Source organism: Brevundimonas albigilva (assembly GCF_023503965.1).
In the GTDB taxonomy this organism is placed as follows: Bacteria; Pseudomonadota; Alphaproteobacteria; order Caulobacterales; family Caulobacteraceae; genus Brevundimonas; species Brevundimonas albigilva.
In genome coordinates this window covers 2,394,628-2,412,442 of the sequence record NZ_CP097298.1, presented here as the reverse complement: position 1 = coordinate 2,412,442, position 17,815 = coordinate 2,394,628, and the positions used below count along the sequence as shown (strand labels likewise).

General features: G+C 70.9%; 19 protein-coding genes and 3 pseudogenes. 11 read left to right on the top strand and 11 right to left on the bottom strand.

Features of this window, described 5'->3' with window-relative positions; translation table 11 throughout:
* Positions 1-2 precede the first annotated feature (2 nt).
* The 3 genes from MU852_RS12725 to coxB form a co-directional block, all read right to left on the bottom strand.
* Entirely contained in the window at positions 3-965 is a 963-nt protein-coding gene (locus MU852_RS12725) for a UbiA family prenyltransferase (RefSeq protein WP_430641146.1), read from the bottom strand.
* Positions 966-1,051: 86 nt separating this feature from the next.
* On the bottom strand, positions 1,052-2,659 hold the full coding sequence (gene ctaD / locus MU852_RS12720; RefSeq protein WP_430641225.1) for a cytochrome c oxidase subunit I: 1,608 nt from the start codon (positions 2,657-2,659) through the stop codon (positions 1,052-1,054).
* Positions 2,572-3,753: a cytochrome c oxidase subunit II gene (gene coxB, locus MU852_RS12715; protein WP_430641145.1), complete on the bottom strand. Its 1,182-nt coding sequence runs from the start codon at positions 3,751-3,753 to the stop codon at positions 2,572-2,574. Before coxB ends, ctaD begins: the two co-directional genes overlap by 88 nt.
* 254 nt (positions 3,754-4,007) lie before the next feature.
* On the opposite strand from coxB, the gene MU852_RS12710 reads away from it, so the two are divergent.
* From MU852_RS12710 to MU852_RS12690, 5 genes are all read left to right on the top strand, one after another.
* Positions 4,008-4,373, top strand: a complete 366-nt coding sequence (locus MU852_RS12710; RefSeq protein ID WP_249749864.1) for a PadR family transcriptional regulator — start codon at positions 4,008-4,010, stop codon at positions 4,371-4,373.
* Positions 4,370-4,963: a DUF1700 domain-containing protein gene (locus MU852_RS12705; protein ID WP_249749863.1), complete on the top strand. Its 594-nt coding sequence runs from the start codon at positions 4,370-4,372 to the stop codon at positions 4,961-4,963. The genes MU852_RS12710 and MU852_RS12705 overlap by 4 nt, the downstream gene beginning before the upstream one ends.
* Positions 4,960-5,739 (top strand): GIN domain-containing protein, encoded by a 780-nt coding sequence (locus MU852_RS12700; protein ID WP_249749862.1) that lies wholly within the window; start codon positions 4,960-4,962, stop codon positions 5,737-5,739. The genes MU852_RS12705 and MU852_RS12700 overlap by 4 nt, the downstream gene beginning before the upstream one ends.
* Positions 5,740-5,912: 173 nt before the next feature.
* Complete coding sequence (locus MU852_RS12695; protein WP_249751961.1) at positions 5,913-6,881, top strand: UbiA family prenyltransferase; 969 nt, start codon at positions 5,913-5,915, stop codon at positions 6,879-6,881.
* Between the two features lie 11 nt (positions 6,882-6,892).
* Complete coding sequence (locus MU852_RS12690; protein WP_249749861.1) at positions 6,893-7,717, top strand: DUF3298 and DUF4163 domain-containing protein; 825 nt, start codon at positions 6,893-6,895, stop codon at positions 7,715-7,717.
* Here MU852_RS12690 and MU852_RS12685 read toward each other — a convergent pair.
* The 3 genes and pseudogenes from MU852_RS12685 to MU852_RS12675 form a co-directional block, all read right to left on the bottom strand.
* Entirely contained in the window at positions 7,714-8,646 is a 933-nt protein-coding gene (locus tag MU852_RS12685) for an alpha/beta fold hydrolase (protein WP_249749860.1), read from the bottom strand. The genes MU852_RS12690 and MU852_RS12685 overlap by 4 nt on opposite strands.
* A gap of 36 nt (positions 8,647-8,682) precedes the next feature.
* Positions 8,683-8,878: pseudogene (locus tag MU852_RS12680) on the bottom strand (helix-turn-helix transcriptional regulator).
* Positions 8,875-9,279 carry a hypothetical protein gene (locus MU852_RS12675; protein WP_249749859.1) on the bottom strand — a complete coding sequence of 135 codons (405 nt, stop codon included), beginning with the start codon at positions 9,277-9,279 and terminating at the stop codon, positions 8,875-8,877. The pseudogene MU852_RS12680 and the gene MU852_RS12675 overlap by 4 nt, the downstream one beginning before the upstream one ends.
* Before the next feature lie 130 nt (positions 9,280-9,409).
* On the opposite strand from MU852_RS12675, the gene MU852_RS12670 reads away from it, so the two are divergent.
* Positions 9,410-10,060, top strand: coding sequence for a class I SAM-dependent methyltransferase (locus MU852_RS12670; protein ID WP_249749858.1), 651 nt, complete (start codon positions 9,410-9,412; stop codon positions 10,058-10,060).
* A 40-nt stretch (positions 10,061-10,100) separates the two neighbouring features.
* Here MU852_RS12670 and MU852_RS12665 read toward each other — a convergent pair whose 3' ends face one another.
* Complete coding sequence (locus MU852_RS12665) at positions 10,101-10,694, bottom strand: type 1 glutamine amidotransferase domain-containing protein (protein WP_249749857.1); 594 nt, start codon at positions 10,692-10,694, stop codon at positions 10,101-10,103.
* A gap of 105 nt (positions 10,695-10,799) precedes the next feature.
* Between MU852_RS12665 and MU852_RS12660 the strand changes: the two genes are divergently transcribed.
* Positions 10,800-11,189, top strand: a complete 390-nt coding sequence (locus MU852_RS12660; protein ID WP_249749856.1) for a hypothetical protein — start codon at positions 10,800-10,802, stop codon at positions 11,187-11,189.
* A 60-nt stretch (positions 11,190-11,249) separates the two neighbouring features.
* Positions 11,250-12,101 (top strand): KPN_02809 family neutral zinc metallopeptidase, encoded by an 852-nt coding sequence (gene ypfJ, locus MU852_RS12655; RefSeq protein WP_249749855.1) that lies wholly within the window; start codon positions 11,250-11,252, stop codon positions 12,099-12,101.
* Here the strand turns inward: ypfJ and MU852_RS12650 are convergent.
* Positions 12,088-12,618, bottom strand: a complete 531-nt coding sequence (locus MU852_RS12650; protein ID WP_249749854.1) for a hypothetical protein — start codon at positions 12,616-12,618, stop codon at positions 12,088-12,090. The genes ypfJ and MU852_RS12650 overlap by 14 nt on opposite strands.
* Positions 12,619-12,703: 85 nt before the next feature.
* Between MU852_RS12650 and MU852_RS17485 the strand changes: the two are divergent.
* A pseudogene (locus MU852_RS17485) lies at positions 12,704-12,988 on the top strand (winged helix-turn-helix domain-containing protein); the annotation flags it as partial.
* Positions 12,989-13,737: 749 nt separating this feature from the next.
* Here MU852_RS17485 and MU852_RS12640 read toward each other — a convergent pair.
* Positions 13,738-14,697 (bottom strand): retropepsin-like aspartic protease, encoded by a 960-nt coding sequence (locus MU852_RS12640; protein WP_249749853.1) that lies wholly within the window; start codon positions 14,695-14,697, stop codon positions 13,738-13,740.
* Positions 14,698-14,858: 161 nt separating this feature from the next.
* Between MU852_RS12640 and thrC the strand changes: the two are divergent.
* Both thrC and MU852_RS12630 read left to right on the top strand, forming a co-directional pair.
* Positions 14,859-15,752: pseudogene (thrC, locus tag MU852_RS12635) on the top strand (threonine synthase); the annotation flags it as partial.
* A gap of 61 nt (positions 15,753-15,813) precedes the next feature.
* A complete protein-coding gene (locus tag MU852_RS12630) occupies positions 15,814-16,251 on the top strand; it encodes a PALP domain-containing protein (protein ID WP_249749852.1) in 438 nt (145 codons plus the stop codon).
* 44 nt (positions 16,252-16,295) lie between these two features.
* Here MU852_RS12630 and MU852_RS12625 read toward each other — a convergent pair whose 3' ends face one another.
* Both MU852_RS12625 and MU852_RS12620 read right to left on the bottom strand, forming a co-directional pair.
* Positions 16,296-16,613: a CsbD family protein gene (locus MU852_RS12625; protein WP_249749851.1), complete on the bottom strand. Its 318-nt coding sequence runs from the start codon at positions 16,611-16,613 to the stop codon at positions 16,296-16,298.
* Between the two features lie 94 nt (positions 16,614-16,707).
* On the bottom strand, positions 16,708-17,802 hold the full coding sequence (locus MU852_RS12620) for a hypothetical protein (RefSeq protein WP_249749850.1): 1,095 nt from the start codon (positions 17,800-17,802) through the stop codon (positions 16,708-16,710).
* Positions 17,803-17,815: the final 13 nt, after the last annotated feature.

Below are 17,815 nucleotides of genomic sequence, written 5' to 3'. Positions count from 1 at the left end.
CTTTACGCTCCCATACCGGACAGGGCCTCGACCAGCAGCGCCGCGAACAGCGCCATCAGATAGAGGATGGAGAAGGCGAACAGGTCGCGCGCCGGTTTGGCCTGGGCGCGCACGTCGTACAATGCGGCCTCGCGCCCCACCGCCTCGACCTTGTCGGGCTCGTCGCCCGCGCGCGAGCGATAAAGGCGCAGCGCCAGGCCCAGGAAGCCCAGGCCGCCCAGCACCGACACCGCCAGATAGACCGGTCCGCCCAGGCCGACCACGGCCGGGGCGATGGCGACGGGCACGAAGACCAGGCTCAGATCAGGATCTGCAGGCGGGTGGACCGGGCGCCGCGCACCACCGGCATCATCGGAATGCCGGCCTTGGCGTAGTCGCCGGCCGAATAGAGCGCCAGGGCCCAGCTGTGCGGCGGCGTCCACAGGAAGATGATGGCGAACAGCAGCCACGCCTGCCACGGCGCCTGGCCCGTCGCCGCCGCCCAGCCGATCACGGGGGAAGGCGCCCGCCGCGCCGCCGATGACGATGTTCTGGGGCGTGCGGCGCTTCAGCAGCAGGGTGTAGAAGCCGGCGTAATAGACGATGGTCAGGGCCAGCAGCCCGGCCGCCAGCCAGTTGGCGTTCATCCCCAGCAACATGACCGAGAACAGGCTCAGGATCACGCCGAAGGCCATGGCCTCGTTCTTGCGCACCCGGCCGGCCGCGACGGGACGGCCCCGCGTGCGCCGCATCAGGGCGTCGGTCTCGCCCTCCAGCGCCATGTTCAGCGCCCCGGCGGCGCCCGCGCCCACGGCGATGCACAGCACGGCGATGGCCGCCACCAGCGGGTTGACCGCGCCCGGCGCCACCACCAGGCCGGTCGCGGCGGTGAACACCACCAGCGACATGACGCGCGGCTTCAGCAGCTGGAAATAGTCTTCCGGCTGGGCGGTGGACAGGACGGGGCGGGTCTGGGCGTCGGTCATGGTCGCGCGCGGCTTAGCATACCCAAAAGCGGAAGGCCGCCCCTTCGTCGGAAGAGGCGGCCTTCTTTTTCAGCAGGGACCGAGGCTCAGTGCTCTTCGGCCTTGACCACCGGCAGCTCGTTGAACTGGTGCTGCGGCGGCGGCGAGGACAGGGTCCACTCCAGGGTGGTGGCGCCTTCGCCCCAGGGGTTCGGAACGCCCTTGCGGCGACGGATGGCGGCCTCGGCCAGCATGACCAGGAAGACCACCACGCCCACCACGGTGATGGCGTAGCCGATCGAGGAGACGTGGTTCCACAGGGTGTAGGCCTCGGGATAGTCGATGTAGCGGCGCGGCATCCCCTGCAGGCCCAGGAAGTGCTGCGGGAAGAAGATCACGTTCACGCCGACGAACATGATCCAGAAGTGCAGCTGGCCCAGGAACTCGTTGTACTTCACGCCGAACATCTTCTCGAACCAGTAGTAGAAGCCCGCGAAGATCGAGAAGATGGCGCCCAGCGACAGCACATAGTGGAAGTGGGCGACCACGTAGTAGGTGTCGTGCAGGCTGTAGTCGATGCCGGCGTTGGACAGGACCACGCCGGTGACGCCGCCCAGGGTGAACAGGAAGATGAAGCCCATCGCCCACAGCATCGGCGTCTTGAAGGTGATGGAGCCGCCCCACATGGTGGCGATCCAGCTGAAGATCTTCACCCCCGTCGGCACCGCGATGATCATCGTCGCGGCCACGAAATAGGCGCGCAGGTTGATGCTCATGCCCACGGTGTACATGTGGTGCGCCCACACGATGAAGCCGATGAAGCCGATGGCGACCATCGCATAGGCCATCGCCAGATAGCCGAAGATCGGCTTGCGGCTGAAGGTCGAGACGATGTGGCTGACGATGCCGAAGCCCGGCAGGATCATGATGTACACTTCGGGGTGGCCGAAGAACCAGAACAGGTGCTGGTACATCACCGGGTCGCCGCCGCCGGCCGGATTGAAGAAGCTGGTGCCGAAGTTGCGGTCGGTCAGCAGCATGGTGATGGCGCCCGCCAGGACCGGCAGCGACAGCAGCAGCAGGAAGGCGGTGATCAGCACGCCCCAGGCGAACAGCGGCATGCGGTGCAGGGTCATGCCCGGCGCGCGCATGTTGAAGATGGTGGTGATGAAGTTGATCGCGCCCAGGATCGAGCTGGCGCCCGCCACGTGCAGCGAGAAGATGGCCAAGTCGAAGGCCGGGCCGGTGTGGCCGGTCGTCGACAGGGGCGGATAGGCCGTCCAGCCGCCGCCGAAGCCGCGTCCCGGTCCGCCGTCCACGAACAGCGACAGGCACAGCAGCACGAAGGCGAAGAACAGCAGCCAGAACGAGATGTTGTTCATGCGCGGGAACGCCATGTCCGGCGCCCCGATCATGATCGGCACGAAATAGTTGGCGAAGCCGCCCATCGTCGCCGGCATGACCACGAAGAACACCATGATCAGGGCGTGAGCGGTGACGGTGACGTTGTAGCCGTGCTTGGAGGCCTCCACGAGGCCCAGCTGCTGGATGATGGTGCCTTCCTTGAACAGCTGGATGCCGGGCTCGGCCAGCTCCCAGCGGATCAGGCCGGACAGGGCGCCGCCGATCAGGCCCGCGAAGATCGCGAAGCCCAGGTACAGCAGGCCGATGTCCTTGTGGTTGGTGGACAGGAACCAGCGGGTGAAGAAGCCCATCTTGTGACCGTGGTCGTGGTCGTGGGCGGCGGCTGCGGTGGCCATGCTCGTCTCAGCCTCTCGCGATTACTGAGCCGCCGGCGCGGCGGCCGGGGCGGGTTGGGCGGCGGCGGCCGGAGCCGTCGGGGTCGTGGCGGTCTGGGCGGTCGGATCGAGGTTCCGCCGGCCTCGGGGCCGGTGGTGGCCTGTCCCACGACCGGGGCGCCCGTCGTGCCGGCCTGGGCCTGGGCGGCGGTGCCGCCCGCGGCCGCGACGGCCGGCGGGGTCATGGAGCCGCCCTTGGAGGCGACCCAACGCTCGAACTCGGCCTGGGTCACGACGTTGATCTGGATCGGCATGAAGGCGTGGTCGACGCCGCACAGTTCCGAGCACTGGCCATAGAAGACGCCGGTGCGCTCGGCCTTGAACCAGGTCTCGTTGACCTTGCCGGGGATGGCGTCGGTCTTCAGGCCGAAGGCCGGCAGACCGACCGAGTGGATGACGTCGGCGGCGGTGATCAGCAGGCGCACGGTCTTGCCCACCGGCACGACCATCGGCTCGTCGGCGGCCAGGCGGTAGGGGACGCCGCGGGCCCTGGCCTCGTCTTCCGGCAGCATGTTGGAGATGTATTCCGAGACGCTCTGGTCCGGATATTCATAGGCCCAGTTCCACTGGTTGCCCGTGACCTTCACCGTCACGTCCGGCTCGGGCATGTCGTGATAGGCGAACAGCAGCCGGAACGAGAACAGCGAGATGAACAGCAGGATCACCACCGGCGCCACCGTCCAGATGATCTCGATGGTGGTGTTGTGGCTCCACCGGGCGGGGGTCGGATTGCTGCGCTTGTTGTAGCGGATGACGATCCACACCAGCAGGCCCAGCACCAGCAGGGTGATCAGCGTGATGATCGGCAGCAGGATCACGTCGTGGAAGAAATGCGCGTCGTGCTTCAGCGGCGAGGCGGCCGGCTGCAGGCCGATGCCCCCCGGCGTCGGCTGCCCCATCAGATCCTGCGCCCAGGTCGGCGCGGCGGAAAAGATCGCCAGGCCGGCGCCAAGAACGGCCGTCGCGACGGCGCCCTTGAGCGTTCCTCGGGCTCCCGTGCCCATCCCCATAAGAGAAGTCCCCATAAAACCGTTATGCAGCAGACACTTGCGAATGAATCGCAAGTAATCACGCTGGCGCGATTCCCACGCCCGGCGCTGTGGCGTCCCTATCGGATCGTTTTCGGCTTGCCAAGCAACAACACCCGCGCCGGCCGCAAACCCGCCGTTCGACGGCCACGATTAAATCGCTGTCATGTTTTCACAGCTACCTTGCGTCGCCAGATACCTTGCCGTATCCAATCTCCATCACAGGAGAGATCGAGGTGCCTGAAACCATCGAGATACAGCTGAAGAAGGGGGTGCTGGGACTGTGCGTCCTGGCCCTGCTGAACCGGGCGGACAGCTACGCCTACGAGATCGCCAGCCGCCTGTCGGACGCGATCGACATGGGCGAAGGGACCATCTACCCGCTGATGCGCCGGATGCAGGGAGACGGCCTGGTGGAGACCTATCTGGTCGAATCCTCGTCCGGCCCGTCGCGCAAATACTACCGCCTGACCGAGGCGGGACGCGCCGCCCTGGCCGCGCAGAGCGCCGAATGGACCGCCTTCACCCGCGCCGTCGACGCCGTGGTGGCCGCGCCGGACGCCGCCCCACCCCATCAAGATCAACCGGAGGGAGCCCAATGACGCGCGCGGAATTCATCGCCCGTCTGAAGAACGGCCTGGTCGGCCTGCCGACCACGACCGCCAACGACATCGTCGCCGACTACGAAACCCATTTCGAGGACGGCCTGGCCGCCGGACGCACCGAGGCCGAGGTGGCCGCCGCGCTGGGCGACCCCGCCCGCCTGGCCCGCGAACTGAAGGCCGAGGCCGGCATCCAGCGCTGGGCGCAGGAGAAGAACCCCTCGGCCGCCGCGGCCGCTGTGTTCGCCGTGCTGGGTCTGGGGGCCATCGACATCCTGATCCTGCTGCCCCTCCTGATGGGCGTGGTGGGGACGCTGTTCGGCTTTTTCATCGCCGCCATCGCCCTGTTCTTCGTCGGCGGCGGCATCATGGTCGCGGGGCCGTTCGTCGGCTTCCCCGGCGGGCCGCTGGCGGCGATCCTGATGGGGCTGGGCCTGATGGCCGGGGCGATCTTCGTCGGCGCCCTGCTGACCATCGTGACCGTCTGGCTGGTCAACGGCCTGGTCTGGTTCGCCCGCCTGCACTACCGGCTGCTGAAGCCGGCGCTGGAACCTGAAACCACCCCATCCGTCACGGGAGCCTCGGCATGATCCGCACCCTGTTCATCATCGCCGGCGCCGCCCTGGTGCTGTGCGTCGCGGCCCTGGGCGGCGCGGTCGCCCTGGGCGGCTCGGACCTCCAGCGCCACGGCTGGGCCTGGACGGTCCGCCACGACGACAGCGGAAGCGTCCGCATCGAGCGTGTGCGCGGCGGAACCGCCGACCTGGGTCCCGTCGTGACCCGCACCCTGGCCTGGGACGGCGAACGCACGCTTCGCGTCGATGCCGCCATAGACGTCGACTATGTGCAGGGCGACGCGGCCAGCGTCGTGATCACGGGCCCCAAGGGCGTCGCCGACCGCGTGCGGCTGGAGAACGGGCGGCTGTTCCTGGCCGACGGGGCGGAAAGAGCCATCGTCACCTGGAACCGTCACGGCGTGAACGGACGCTCCGAGAGCGACGCGCTGCGGGTGGTCGTCACCGCGCCGGACGTGGACCGGTTCCAGGTCAACGGCTCCGGCGACCTGTCCATCGCCGGATACGACCGCCCCGCCCTGGCGATCGACATCGCCGGCTCGGCCGAGGTCCGGGCCTCCGGGCGCACCGACGCCCTGGACCTGGACATCTCCGGATCCGGCGACGCCGACCTGGAGGACCTGGCCACGGGAACCGCGAAGGTGGACCTGTCCGGCTCCGGCGACGCCCGCATCGCCCCGACCGGCGAGACCGCGGTCAGCATCTCGGGCTCGGGCGACGTGGCCCTGACCGACCGGCCGTCCAAGCTGACCACCGACATCGCCGGCTCGGGCGACGTCTATCAGGACTGAGGCGCGGCGCCCCCTCCCCTCCCCTTCGCGGGGAGCGAGGGGGCGGCGAACGGCGAGGGGGCGGTCAGGCACGCCTTCACCCCCTCGGCCATTCCGGCTAAGTCATCGGCCATGACCTTCGCCCCCTTCCCGACGCCGGCGCCAACTGGGTGGACCGGCACGCGCCCGAGGGGATGAAGCCGTGGCTGAAGCTGGGGCGGTTCGACCGGCCGATCGGCGTCTGGCTGCTGCTGCTGCCCGGGTGGCAGGGGATCGCCCTGGCCCTGGCCCAGTACCGCCAGCCGCCGGGCCCTTATCACCTGTGGCTGTTCGTGGGCTTCGGCGTCGGGGCGTGCCTGATGCGGGCGGCGGGGTGCGCCTTCAACGACATCGTCGATCGCGATTTCGACGCCAAGGTCGCCCGCACCGCCCAGCGCCCGATCCCGTCGGGGCGCATCAGCGTGAAACAGGCCTGGGCCTTCGTGATCGGCTGCAGCCTGGTCAGCCTGATGATCCTGCTGACCCTGCCGGCGGCGGCGATCGGGCTGGGCGTCGCCTCCCTGGCCCTGGTCGCGGCCTATCCCTTCATGAAGCGCATCACCTGGTGGCCCCAGGCCTGGCTGGGCCTGACCTTCAACTGGGGCGCCCTGATGGGGTTCGCGGCCGCCCTGCCTCTGGCCGCCGCCGCCCTGCTGCCGCCCGAGATGGCCGGCGAGTTCCGTCCCTTCCTGTGGTCGCCGCCCTCGGACAGCGATCACGCCGTCGCCCTGGCCTGGCAGGCCTATATCCCCGCCGTCCTGCTGTGGGTCGGCGGCGTCTTCTGGACCCTGGGCTACGACACCATATACGCGCTGCAGGACATCGAGGACGACGCCATGGTGGGGGTCAAGTCCTCGGCGCGGCGGCTGGCCTCGGCGGTCCGGCCGGGCGTGGCGGTCTTCTACGGCCTGGCCGTCGTCTTCGCCGCCCTGGCCGGCGCGGCGGCGGGACTGGGGCCGATCTTCGCCCTGGGCGTCCTGGCCTATGCGGTCCATCTGGCGCTGCAGGTTCGGCGCATCGACCGCGACGACCCGGCCCTGGCGCTGCGCCTGTTCAAGTCCAATCGCGAGGCCGGGCTGATCCTGCTCGGCGCCGTCGCGCTCGGTTTCGTCGGCCTGTCATGAAGGAGTTTCGCATGACCCTCCCCGTCCGCACCCTGATCCTGACCGCAGCCGTGGCGGCGAGCCTGGCCGCCTGCCAGCGACGCGAGGACAAGGCCGACGCCCCGCCCGCGCCGGCCGCCGCCACGACCCCGGCGGCCGCCGGCGCGCCGATGGCCTTCGACGACAAGACCCAGTACGCCAGCGTCAAGCTGACCCTGCCGGCGGCGGTCAAGGGACAGCCTGACCTGCACGCCCCCATCTATGCGGCGGCGGTGCGCGACCTGAAGCAGTTCGAGGAAGGCGCCCAGGCCGACCTGACCGAGGCCGGCGGCGGCCCCAACCCGTACGAGAAGTCGATCGCCTATGCGCCGGGGGGCGAGACGGCGCGGCTGTTCAGCCTGTCGCGCACCGATTTCGAATACACCGGCGGCGCCCACCCCAACACCAGCTTCTCGGCCGTGCTGTGGGACAAGACGCAGAAGAAGCGGCTGGGCTTCGCCGACCTGTTCCGTCCCGGCGCCGACCTGTCGGTGCTGGACAAGGCCCTGTGCGACGCCGCCAACGCGGCCAAGCAGGCCCGCTCGCCGGGGTCCGAGCGCGCGACCCAGGACGGCAAGATGTGGACCTGCCCCAAGGCCGTGGCCACGCCCTTCGTCCTGGCGCCGGGCCAAGCGCCCGGGCAGGCAGGCGGCGTGACCTTCCTGATCGGCGCCTATCAGATCGGCCCCTATTCGGACGGCTACTACTGGGTGACGGTGCCGCAGGACGCCTTCCGCGCCCTGCTGAACCCCGCCTACGCCGACCAGTTCGGCGGCGCGCCCGTCAAGGCCGGGGACGTGACGCCCCGGAACGGCTAGTCGGCCAGGAAGGCGTCCAGCGCCTCGGCGAACCGCTGGGGCTGGTCGGCCATGATGAAGTGGCGGCTGCCGTCGATGCGGACCAACTCCACCCCCGGCAGGGCGGCGTATTCCCGGCTCCATGTCGCATCGGCCAGGGCGGCCGGCGCGCCGCCGTCGGCGTCCGCGGCGTAGAGCGCCGTCACCGGCGTGGTCATGGCCGCAAGGCCCGGGCGCGCATCGGTAGTCATCACCTCGCGGATGGCCGTCGCCATCGCCCGGCGGTCGCCCGCCAGGCTCCACGCCACGATCTGCGCCTGCGTCGCCGGGTCGCGGCTGAAGCCGGCGGCGGACGCCGCCTGGGCGGCGCGGAAGTCGTCGTCGGACGTCTCCAGGATGGCGGCCCCCGCCTGATCCGCGAAGGGCGCCGCGCTCTGGGCCGTCACCTGCGGGCCGAACAGGGCGGAGAAGAACGGCAGGCTGTCCACGCTCATCAGCCGTCCGACCGCGTCGGGATGCTGTTGCGCCAGGATCAGCCCGATCAGGGCGCCCATCGAATGGCCGACCACGGCGGGACGCGACAGGCCCCGTTCACGGACATAGCGGTCCAGGTCGTCGACGACGGGCTGGACGAACGGCCCGTCGCCGTGGCGCCAAGGCTCGCCGGCGAAGCCCGCCAGCTGGACCCGATGGACGCGGTGGGTCGCCTTCAGCCGATCGGCGGTCGCCCGCCACACCTCGCGCGAAGAGCCGAAGCCGGGGATCAGGATCACGTCGGGGCCCTGACCCTCGACCTCGACCGACAATCGGTCCGAGACGAAGGCGGCGGCCGGAGCGGCGTCCTGGGCCAGGGCGGCGCCGACGCCGACCGCCAGCGACGGGGCGCAGATCGCCAGGCCGAACAGGACGGCGCGCAGGCGCGGGCGCGCCTTGAAGAAGGCGTTGAACATCGGATGTCTCCTGGGTTGAAAGGGGACCGCCCGCGCTCAGGCGTGCGGGTTCTCGAATATCTCTTCGACCGGCCGATCGAAGGTGGCGGCGATGCGATAGGCCAGGTCCAGCGAGGGGTCGTGCCGCTCGGTCTCCAGGGCGATCACCGCTTGGCGCGACACCCAGCGCCTGACCCAGCTGTTCCTGGGTCCAGCCGCGCTCGACCCGCAGCAGCTTGAGGCGGTTCTTCATCGGCTTGACCGTATGAAGGCGGATGCGATCCCGAAGAAGAACCACATCGTCGCATACGCCAGCCACCCAGGCAGATGATAGGCGCCGCCGAATGTCTCCAAGAAGCCCCATACCGACCATACGGCGAAGGTCAGGCAGGCGGCGACAATGAAGCGTTTGGCCATTACGGCGCGGACGAATTCGTCTGCTCGACGAAAGAAATCCAGGGTGAAGCCAAGTTGGGCGGCGATCGCCAGCCCAGGCACGAGCGCAGCGACATACAGCATCCACCCTTTCAGCCAACCGTAATTCACGCCGACGCTGACGCCGGCAATGGCCAGGCCATAAACTGTCATGGAGGCGAAGGTGCCAAACCCATATCGGGCATCTGCGTCACCTCCCCAAATTTTGTCGATCCGCATCGGGCCGCTCCCTCTTTGTAAGGCCTACCTTACATCCTCGTGATGTCATGTCAACCTGACTTTTTGTCAGGTCATCCGCACATCGATTCTCGCTGCTTCACCGGAGGGGCGCGAGGCCCTAAAGGGGCGCATGGCCATCGCCGATCCCGCCGCCTTCATCCGCGAGAACACCCGCCTTCAGACCGTGCCTCACGCGCCGGAAATCGCGCTGTGGCTGGCGGACGAGATCACGCCCATCTGGAGGCTGACGGAGGAGGAGCTGGGCGAGATCGGTCTGCCGCCGCCGTTCTGGGCCTTCGCCTGGGCCGGCGGCCAGGCGCTGGCGCGCTGGCTGCTGGATCATCCGCAAGAAGTCGCGGGCAAGCGCGTGCTGGACTTCGCCGCCGGCTCGGGTCTGGTCGGGGTGGCGGCGATGAAGGCGGGCGCGGCGTCGTGCCTGTGCGCCGACATCGATCCCTTCTGCGAGGCCGCCGTCGCGGTCAACGCCGGCGCGAACGGGGTCTCGCTGCGGTTCGCGGGTCGCGACCTGCTCTCGGCGCCGCCGCCCGACGTCGACGTCATCTGCGCCGGCGACATCTGCTATGAAAAGCCGATGACCGAGGCGGTCCTGGCCTGGCTGGGCCAGGCGCGCGGCCGAGGCGTGCGGGTTCTGATCGGCGACCCCGGCCGCACCTATTTCCCGCGCCAGGGGCTGGAGTTCCTGGCGGAATACCGGGTGCCCACGACGCGGGAGCTGGAGGACCAGGAAATCAAGCGATCCTCCGTCTGGGCCATGCCCTAGAGCCCGACCCGTTCAGGTCGGGCTCCAGGCGATCATGACGTCAGTGCGTCGCGGGACGGGCCTGGTCGGTCTTTTCGGCCTGGCCGCGATGACGGCCCTCGGCGAATTCCTCGACCATCTTGGCGTTGAAGGCGGGGATGTCGTCGGGATTGCGGCTGGTGACCAGGCCGTCGTCGACGACCACTTCCTCGTCCACCACGGTCGCGCCGGCGTTGCGCAGGTCGGTGCGGATGCTGGGATAGCCCGTCAAGGTGCGCCCCTCGACCACGCCGGCCTCGATCAGCAGCCAGGGCGCATGACAGATGGCGGCGACCGGCTTGCCGGCGTCGAAGAAGGCGCGCACGAACTTCACCGCATCCTCGTTCGCCCGCAGCTGGTCGGGATTGGCCACGCCGCCCGGCAGCATCAGCGCCGAATAGGCCGAGGCGTCGACCCCGGCCACCGCCTTGTCGGCCGTGACCTTGTCGCCCGGGGTCAGGTGGTTGAAGCCCTGGAAGTCGCCGGCCTTCAGCGAGACGATCTCCACCACGGCGCCGGCGTCCTTGAGCGCCTTGACCGGCTGGGTGAGTTCGACAAGTTCGACGCCATCTGTCGCCAGAACGGCGACGGTCTTTCCGGACAGGGACTGGGCCATGGGATCTGCTCCATCGTTTCGGGGGTGAGGGCTGATGAACCCGCGGGCCGGGCGGCGGTTGCGGCCCCGCTTGGCGGAAAAGGGCGTCGCGCCCATATGCGGTTCATGAAGACCGCCCTGATCCTGACCGGCCTGATCGTCTGCGCCGCCGCTCCGGCCGCGGCCCAGACCTGGCGTCAGAGCCAGCCGCCCTACGCCGCCTATCCGGGCGGGGCGCCGGCGGCCATCGCGGACCAGCATCGCTACGAGACCGAGCGGCTGCGCAACCAGGCCCAGGCCAATGCGGCCCTGGCCCGCCAGCAGGCGCTGGAGAGCCGCATCGAACGCCAGCGGATCGAGGCCGCGCGCCAGATCGCCGCCCCGCCGGCCGCCGCCGCGCGCCCGCTGTATTCCGCCGAGCAGGAGCGGACCCTGCGCGAAGGGGCCGCCGAACGGCGCGCCCGCACCGCCCAGGGCGTGGGCCAGATCGACGCCTGGCTGGATCGCCCGAACTGACGCATCCCTTCCCTTCCCTCCGCGTTCCGGCCTAGCTTGGCGTGAAACGGAGGCGCGGACATGCGGTGGCAAGGCGGAAGAACCGGCGGCGGCGGGATCGAGGATCGCCGCGGGCTGGGCGGCGGGGCCATCGCCGGAGGCGGGATCGGCGTCGGCGTCCTGGCCATCATCGGCTATCTGGTTTTCGGCATCGACCCGTCGACCACCACCCAGCTGGCCAGTTCGCTGGGCGGCGTCGGCTCGCAGGAGCAGCAGGGCCAGGTCGGCACGCCAGAGGACCAGGCCGGCCGCTTCGTCGATGTGATCGGAACCAACATCAACGACGTCTGGACCCAGAAACTGCGCGGCTATCAGCAGCCCAAGGTCGTCATCTACGAACAGGGCACCCCGACCGGCTGCGGCTACGGCCAGGCGGCGATGGGCCCGTTCTATTGCCCGACGGACCGGACGGTCTATCTGGACCTGGGCTTCTGGCAGGAGCTGGACCGGCTGGGCGGATCCGACGCCGACTTCGCCAAGGCCTATGTCATCGCCCATGAGTTCGGCCACCACGTCCAGACCCTGACCGGCACGTCCGACCAGGTGCGCCAGGCCCAGCAGCGCGCGCGGGGCGAGGCCGAGGCCAACCAGTATTCGGTGGCGCTGGAGCTGCAGGCCGACTGCTACGCCGGGGTCTGGGCCGCCAACGCCTCGGCCGCGTCGAACGGCGCGGTGGCGCTGGAGCCCGGCGACTTCGAGGCCGGCATGAAGACCGCCCAGGCGATCGGCGACGACGCCCTGCAGAGCGGCGCCGGCCGCCGGGTCTCGCCCGAAAGCTTCACCCACGGCTCCTCGGCCCAGCGGGTCGAATGGCTGCAGCGCGGCTACCAGTCCGGCGACCCCGCCGCCTGCGACACCTTCAGCGGGGCGTGACGGGGGCCATCCGGAACAGCGCCGCCGCGCCCAGCCACATCAGGCTGAAGAAGGCGGCCGGTCCCAGCGCCAGGCCCCAGCCCATCACCGCCGCAATAATCGCCGGCGCCATCTGCGCCGCCGCCGTGACGACGAGCACCAGGCTGAACGGCTTCGGCCTGAACTGAACCAGGACACCGCCGATAAAGGCCACGACCAGCGGCGTCCAGAACATCAGGTTGACCGGATCGTCCTCGCCGCCCACCAAGCCCACCGCCAGATTGGCCCAGGTCATCAAAAAGCCCGTGCCGATGGTCAGGGCGAAGGCCGCCTGACGCGCCAGATCGCCGCCCATCCGCGTGGCCAGATCAAACAGGGACGCGGCGATCGCCAGCATGGCCCCGAAGACGGCGAAGTCGAACACGCTCCATCGCACTTCATTCGTGAACTGCATCGCCACGAGCGGCGCCAGCCACAGCAGGGCCGCGCCGCCCCACGCCGCCATGCGCAGCGCGCCGGGTTTCAGGGTCTTCTCCATTGCCTTCTCTCCATCCATGAGGGAGCTTCGGCATGGCCCGATCGCCGCTGAGCGGCATGAGCAAATCCTGAGGAACCGCTGAAAAGTGTCGCGCGAGGTCTTCCGCTTCGAGAATTTCACGCTCGACCCCGATGGTCGTCGCCTGTCGCGGGACGGAACCCCTGTGGAATTGAACGCCCGCTATCTGGACGCCCTGATCCTGCTGGTGCGCGAGAAGGATCGGCTGGTGTCGAAGGATCGCTTTCTGGAGGACGTCTGGCGCGGCGTGCCCGTCACCGACGAAGCCCTGACCCAGTGCGTCACCACCCTGCGCCGCCGGCTGGGCGACGACGCGGCGCGTCCCCGTTTCATCGAGACCGTACCCAAGCACGGCTACCGTTTCATCGCGCCGGTCGTTCGGGAGACCGAGGCCGGCAGCGTTCCGCCTCCGCTGCGGCGCTGGGCGCTCGAGGATGTCACGCGAACCGGCCGCTCCGGCCTGATCGGAGGGGCGCTCGCGGGGCTTATCGGCGGGTTATTCTACGGTGTCACCGCGGCGCCCGGAGGCGGCGGCGTATCGGCGCTGATCGTCATGGCCGTGCTGACGATGGTGATCGGCGCCCTGGGCGGCAGCGCGGTCTGTTTCGGGGTGGCCTCCGCAGCCCTGCTGCCCGGTCATCGCGGTTTGCTGACGGTGCTGGGCGGCGCGGCGGGCGGCTTGCTGATCGGCGCGGTGGTGGAGCTGGTGGGGCTGGACGCCTTCGACCTGCTATTCGGCCGTGCGCCCCAGGGCGTCACCGGCGCGCCCGAAGGCGCCCTGCTCGGCGCGGCCATCGGCCTTTCGACCCTCCTGATCGTGCGCCGCGGCCGGTCGCGGACGCTGCGGATCGCGGGCTCGGGCGTCCTGACGGCGCTCGCGGGCGTGCTGATCACCGCGCTCGGCGGCCGGCTGATGGGCGGCAGCCTGGCGGAGCTGGCGATGCAGTTTCCCGCCTCCACCCTGCGACTAGACCGGATCGGCGGCTGGCTAGGCGAGAACGGCTTCGGCCTGGCCAGCCGTCTGGCGACGAGCGCGGCCGAGGGTTTTCTGTTCGGCGCCTGCATCGCCACGGCCCTGATCATCTCGCGCGAGGGGGCCGCTCAGCGCCCTTCCGGCCCGCCCACGGTGATGTCCAGGGCGCGCGAGGCGAACAGGCGGGGTCCGCCCAGGTCCAGGGCCAGGCGGCGTCCGGCGAAGGCCTCCATGCCGATCAGGGCCTTGGGAAAGCCGGGCACGGCGACGTCGTCGTAGATCGCCACCTCGGCGTCGCGGTGCAGATCGTCGCCGATGGTCAGGGTCCGCGCCACCACCGTGTCGGCGCGGACCACGCCGCCCAGGACGATGCTCTGGCCGGGGCGGCTGTCGCGGCCGTCCAGCAGGCCGACGGCGCGGGCGGTCTCGCGCGTGACGGCCAGGACCGCCGAGGCGCCGGTGTCGACCACCGCCTGCACCTCCGCCCCCTCCACCGTGATCGCGGCCTGCAGGGCGCGGCCGTTGCGGGTGACGGCGATGGGCCGCACCTCGGCCGGCGGGGTCCAGCCGTCGCGCGCCGAGAACCGAAGCCGCCGCTCCGGCGCGTCCAGATCCAGCACCAGGTGGCGCAGCACGTCCTGACCCAGGATCAGCGGCGCGGCCAGGCCCTGCGGCCCCGCCAGCGGCCCCAGGCCCAGGATCGCCGCGCGCAGCCCCTCCAGCCTCAGTCCGCCGACAGCGACGTCCAGCGTCACGCCGCGCCCGACCTGGGCGTCGCCGCCGACGCCATAGGCCACCATCGGCAGGCGGAACACGTCGGTCAGGCCCAGCGTCTGGAACAGCGACCGGTCGATGACCGAATACTGCGCGCCCGAATCGATCAGGGCGCGGACGGGCGTCCCGTTCACCGTCGCGGCCACGGTCGGGGTCGTGGCGCGCGGCTCGGCGTAGGGCAGCCAGCCGGTGTCGCCCGCGCCGGGCAGGACGATCTCCGGCTCGCGCCACAGCACATAGTCGCGGAACCACCAGGCCCCGCCGGCGGCGGCTCCGACCAGGCCCAGGCGGATCAGAAGGTCACGACGTCTCATGTCTCTGACATGGACCGTCCCCGATCGGATCGCCAGAGCCGTCGAGGTCGCAACCCGACGCCGCAACATCCGTGCGCCCGGCGGCGCCCTTGGGCGGGGATCATGAAAAAATCATCCAGAAACGGGATGACGGCCGGCGCCGTCATGGCTACGAACCCCGCATGAGCACCTCCAGCGCCCGCTATGTCTCGACCCGGGGCCAGGCCCCCGAGACCGACTTCTCCGACGCCCTGCTGCGCGGCATCGCGCCCGACGGCGGGCTGTATATGCCGTGCGCCTGGCCCGCCCTGTCGCCGCAGGCGATGCGCACCACCGACTACAAGACCCTGGCGCTGGAGGCCGTGTCCCCGTTCATCGGGGACGCCCTGCCCGCCGGCGCGCTGGATCGCGCGCTGGACCGGCTGACGGCCGGGTTCGACCACCCAGCGGTGACGCCCCTGGTGGAACTGGAGCCCGGCCTTTTCGTGCTGGAGCTGTTTCACGGGCCGACGGCGGCGTTCAAGGACCTGGCCATGCAGCTGGTCGCGGCGCTGACGGACGAGGCCCTGGCCGCCTCCGGCGAGCGGCTGACGATCCTGACGGCGACCTCGGGCGACACGGGGGCGGCGGCGGTGCGGGCCTTCGCCGGGGCCCGGTCGGTGGACCTGGTGGTGCTGCATCCGCTGGGCCGCGTCTCGCCTATCCAACGCCGGCAGATGACCACGGTCCAGGCCGACAATGTGCTGAACCTGGCCGTGCGCGGCGACTTCGACGACTGCCAGCGCCTGGTGAAGGGTCTGCTGGCCCAGGAGGCCCTGCGCGAGCGCGGGCGGTTGTCGTCGGTCAATTCGATCAACTGGGCGCGGCTGGCCGGCCAGATTGCCTATTATGTCTCGGCCACGGCGCAACTGGGCGGGCCGGCGACCTTCGTGGTGCCGACGGGCAATTTCGGCGACGCCTTCGCCGGCATGGCGGCGACCCGGATGGGGCTGGCGGCCCACGGCTTCGTCGCCGCCGTGAACCAGAACGACGCCCTGGCCCGCGCCGTCAACGACGGCCTCTATTCGCGCCGCCCGGCGGTGGAGAGCGCCAGCGTGTCGATGGACGTCCAGGCCCCGTCCAACTTCGAACGGGCTGGTGTTCGAGGCGGCCGGCCGCGACGCCGCGCGCACCCGGTCGGTGTTCGAGACCTTCGCCCGGGACGGGGCCGTGGCGTTCGAGCCCGATCTGCTGGCGGCGCTTCGCGCGGCGGTCTCGGCCGTCTCCATCGACGAGACCGAGACCCGGGCCGAGATCGCGCGCGCCCACGCGGAATGGGGGCGGGTGGTCTGCCCGCACACGGCCGTCGCCCTGGCCGCGGCCCGCCGCCAGGACCGGAGCAAGGGGCCGGTCGTGGCGCTGTCGACCGCGCATCCGTCAAAGTTCGGCGACTTCGTGGGCGACGTGCTGGGTTTCCCGCCGGAGCCCGCGCCGGTGATCGCCGCCCTGGGCGACCAGGCCGAGCGGATGACGACGGTGGAGGCGACGATGGAAGCCGCCCTGGCGGCGATGACCGCCTTCACGGCGCGAACCTAGGCGGTGGCGCCCGCCCCGCCGGGGCGGGACGACCGTCGCGCGGATCAGCGGCGACGCATTCCGCGCGAGGCCAGGCCGGCCAGCAGCAGGCCCACGCCCGCGACCGACAGGGTCGTCAGCAGGGGCTTCTTGCGGGCGGCGGCGGCCACCTCGCGCGCCTTGGGGCGATAGTCGGCCGGCGCCTTTTCGACCAGGCGGTCGACGGCGTCCATGGCCTTGCCGAACTGCTCCAGCGACTTGCCCTTGGCGTCGTTGTAAGCGCCTTCGACCTGGAGCTTCTGGTCGCCGACCAGCTTGCCCAGACCCTTTTGCGCCTTGCCCTGCGCCTGCGATGCGGCGCCGTCGGCGTATTGATCGGTCATCTCGAAACCTCTTCCTCGGGGAGAAGCGCCGCCACGCGGCGCCGCCTGACAGGGAAGCGCGGTCCGGCGTCGTCGGTTCCCGCGACCGGCGGTCTCAGTCCAGCGGTTGAGGGCGGGTGACGACCGGGGCGTTCGGATCGGTCTGGCTCGGCCGGGCGACGGTCGGCGCGGGCGCCGGCGGCGTCACCACGACAAGCGGCGCCGTCTCGATCTGGGGCGGCGGGGCCTGGGCCGGGGTCGGCGCGGCGTCGACCGGCGCGGACGACCCCGGGTTCGGGGAAGCGACGGGGGTCGAGGCGCGGCGGGGGGCGGCCTCCTCGACCGGTCGAGAGGCCGCCTGGACCGGCGCCGAGGTCCCGGCGGGACCCGGGGCCGCCGCCAGCGGCGCACTCTGGGCCGGCGGGATCGGATCCTGAGCGACCGGGGCGGCGTCGGATGGAGCGGCGTCGGACGGGGCGACGGCGGGGGCGGGCGAGACCGGCGCGGCGGCGTCGGGCCGCAGCGCGAACCACAGGCCGCCGCCGATCATCAGGACCGCCGCGACCCCGGCGCCGACGTAGAGCGGCAGGCGCGAGGCCTTGCGCGTCGCGGCCCGGGCCGGGACCGGACGGGGAGAGGCTGCGACGACCGACGCCGGCGCCGCCTCGGTCGCCGCTTGCGCGGGGCGCGGAAGCGGGCGAGGCGCGGCCGCAGCCTGTGGCGCGGCCTGGGACTGGGCCTGGGCCTGAGCCTGGGGCGCGGGACGTTCGGCCTCGGCGCCCGGCAAGGGGCGGACGGTGAGATCGGCCTGAGGCGCGGCGGCCTGAGAGGCCGCCGGGGGGCCTGCGGGGGCGGGACCCGCGTTCGATCTTTCCGCATCCGCAAGGCGAGGCGTCGGCTGCGGACGCGCCTGGGGGATCAGCGAGCCCGAAAGGATGCTGGGCGCCGAGGGGGCCGGACGCGGAGACGGCCGGGCGTGGGCCTGGCCCTGAGCCTGCCCCTGAGCCTGTCCTTGGCCTTGCGGACGGGGCGGAACCTTGATCCGCGCCAGGGGATCGGGCGCGACCGGCACAGGCCCGACGTGGAAGGTCGTCTGGGGCATGCGCCCCCAGGTGATGGCCTTGCGGGCGAAGGGCGCCTCGCGGTCGGTCGGCGCATTCGCCGGGGCGGCGCCGGGCGCGGGGGTCGGGGTCGTCTTGTCGTCGGACATCAGGGGGAAATGG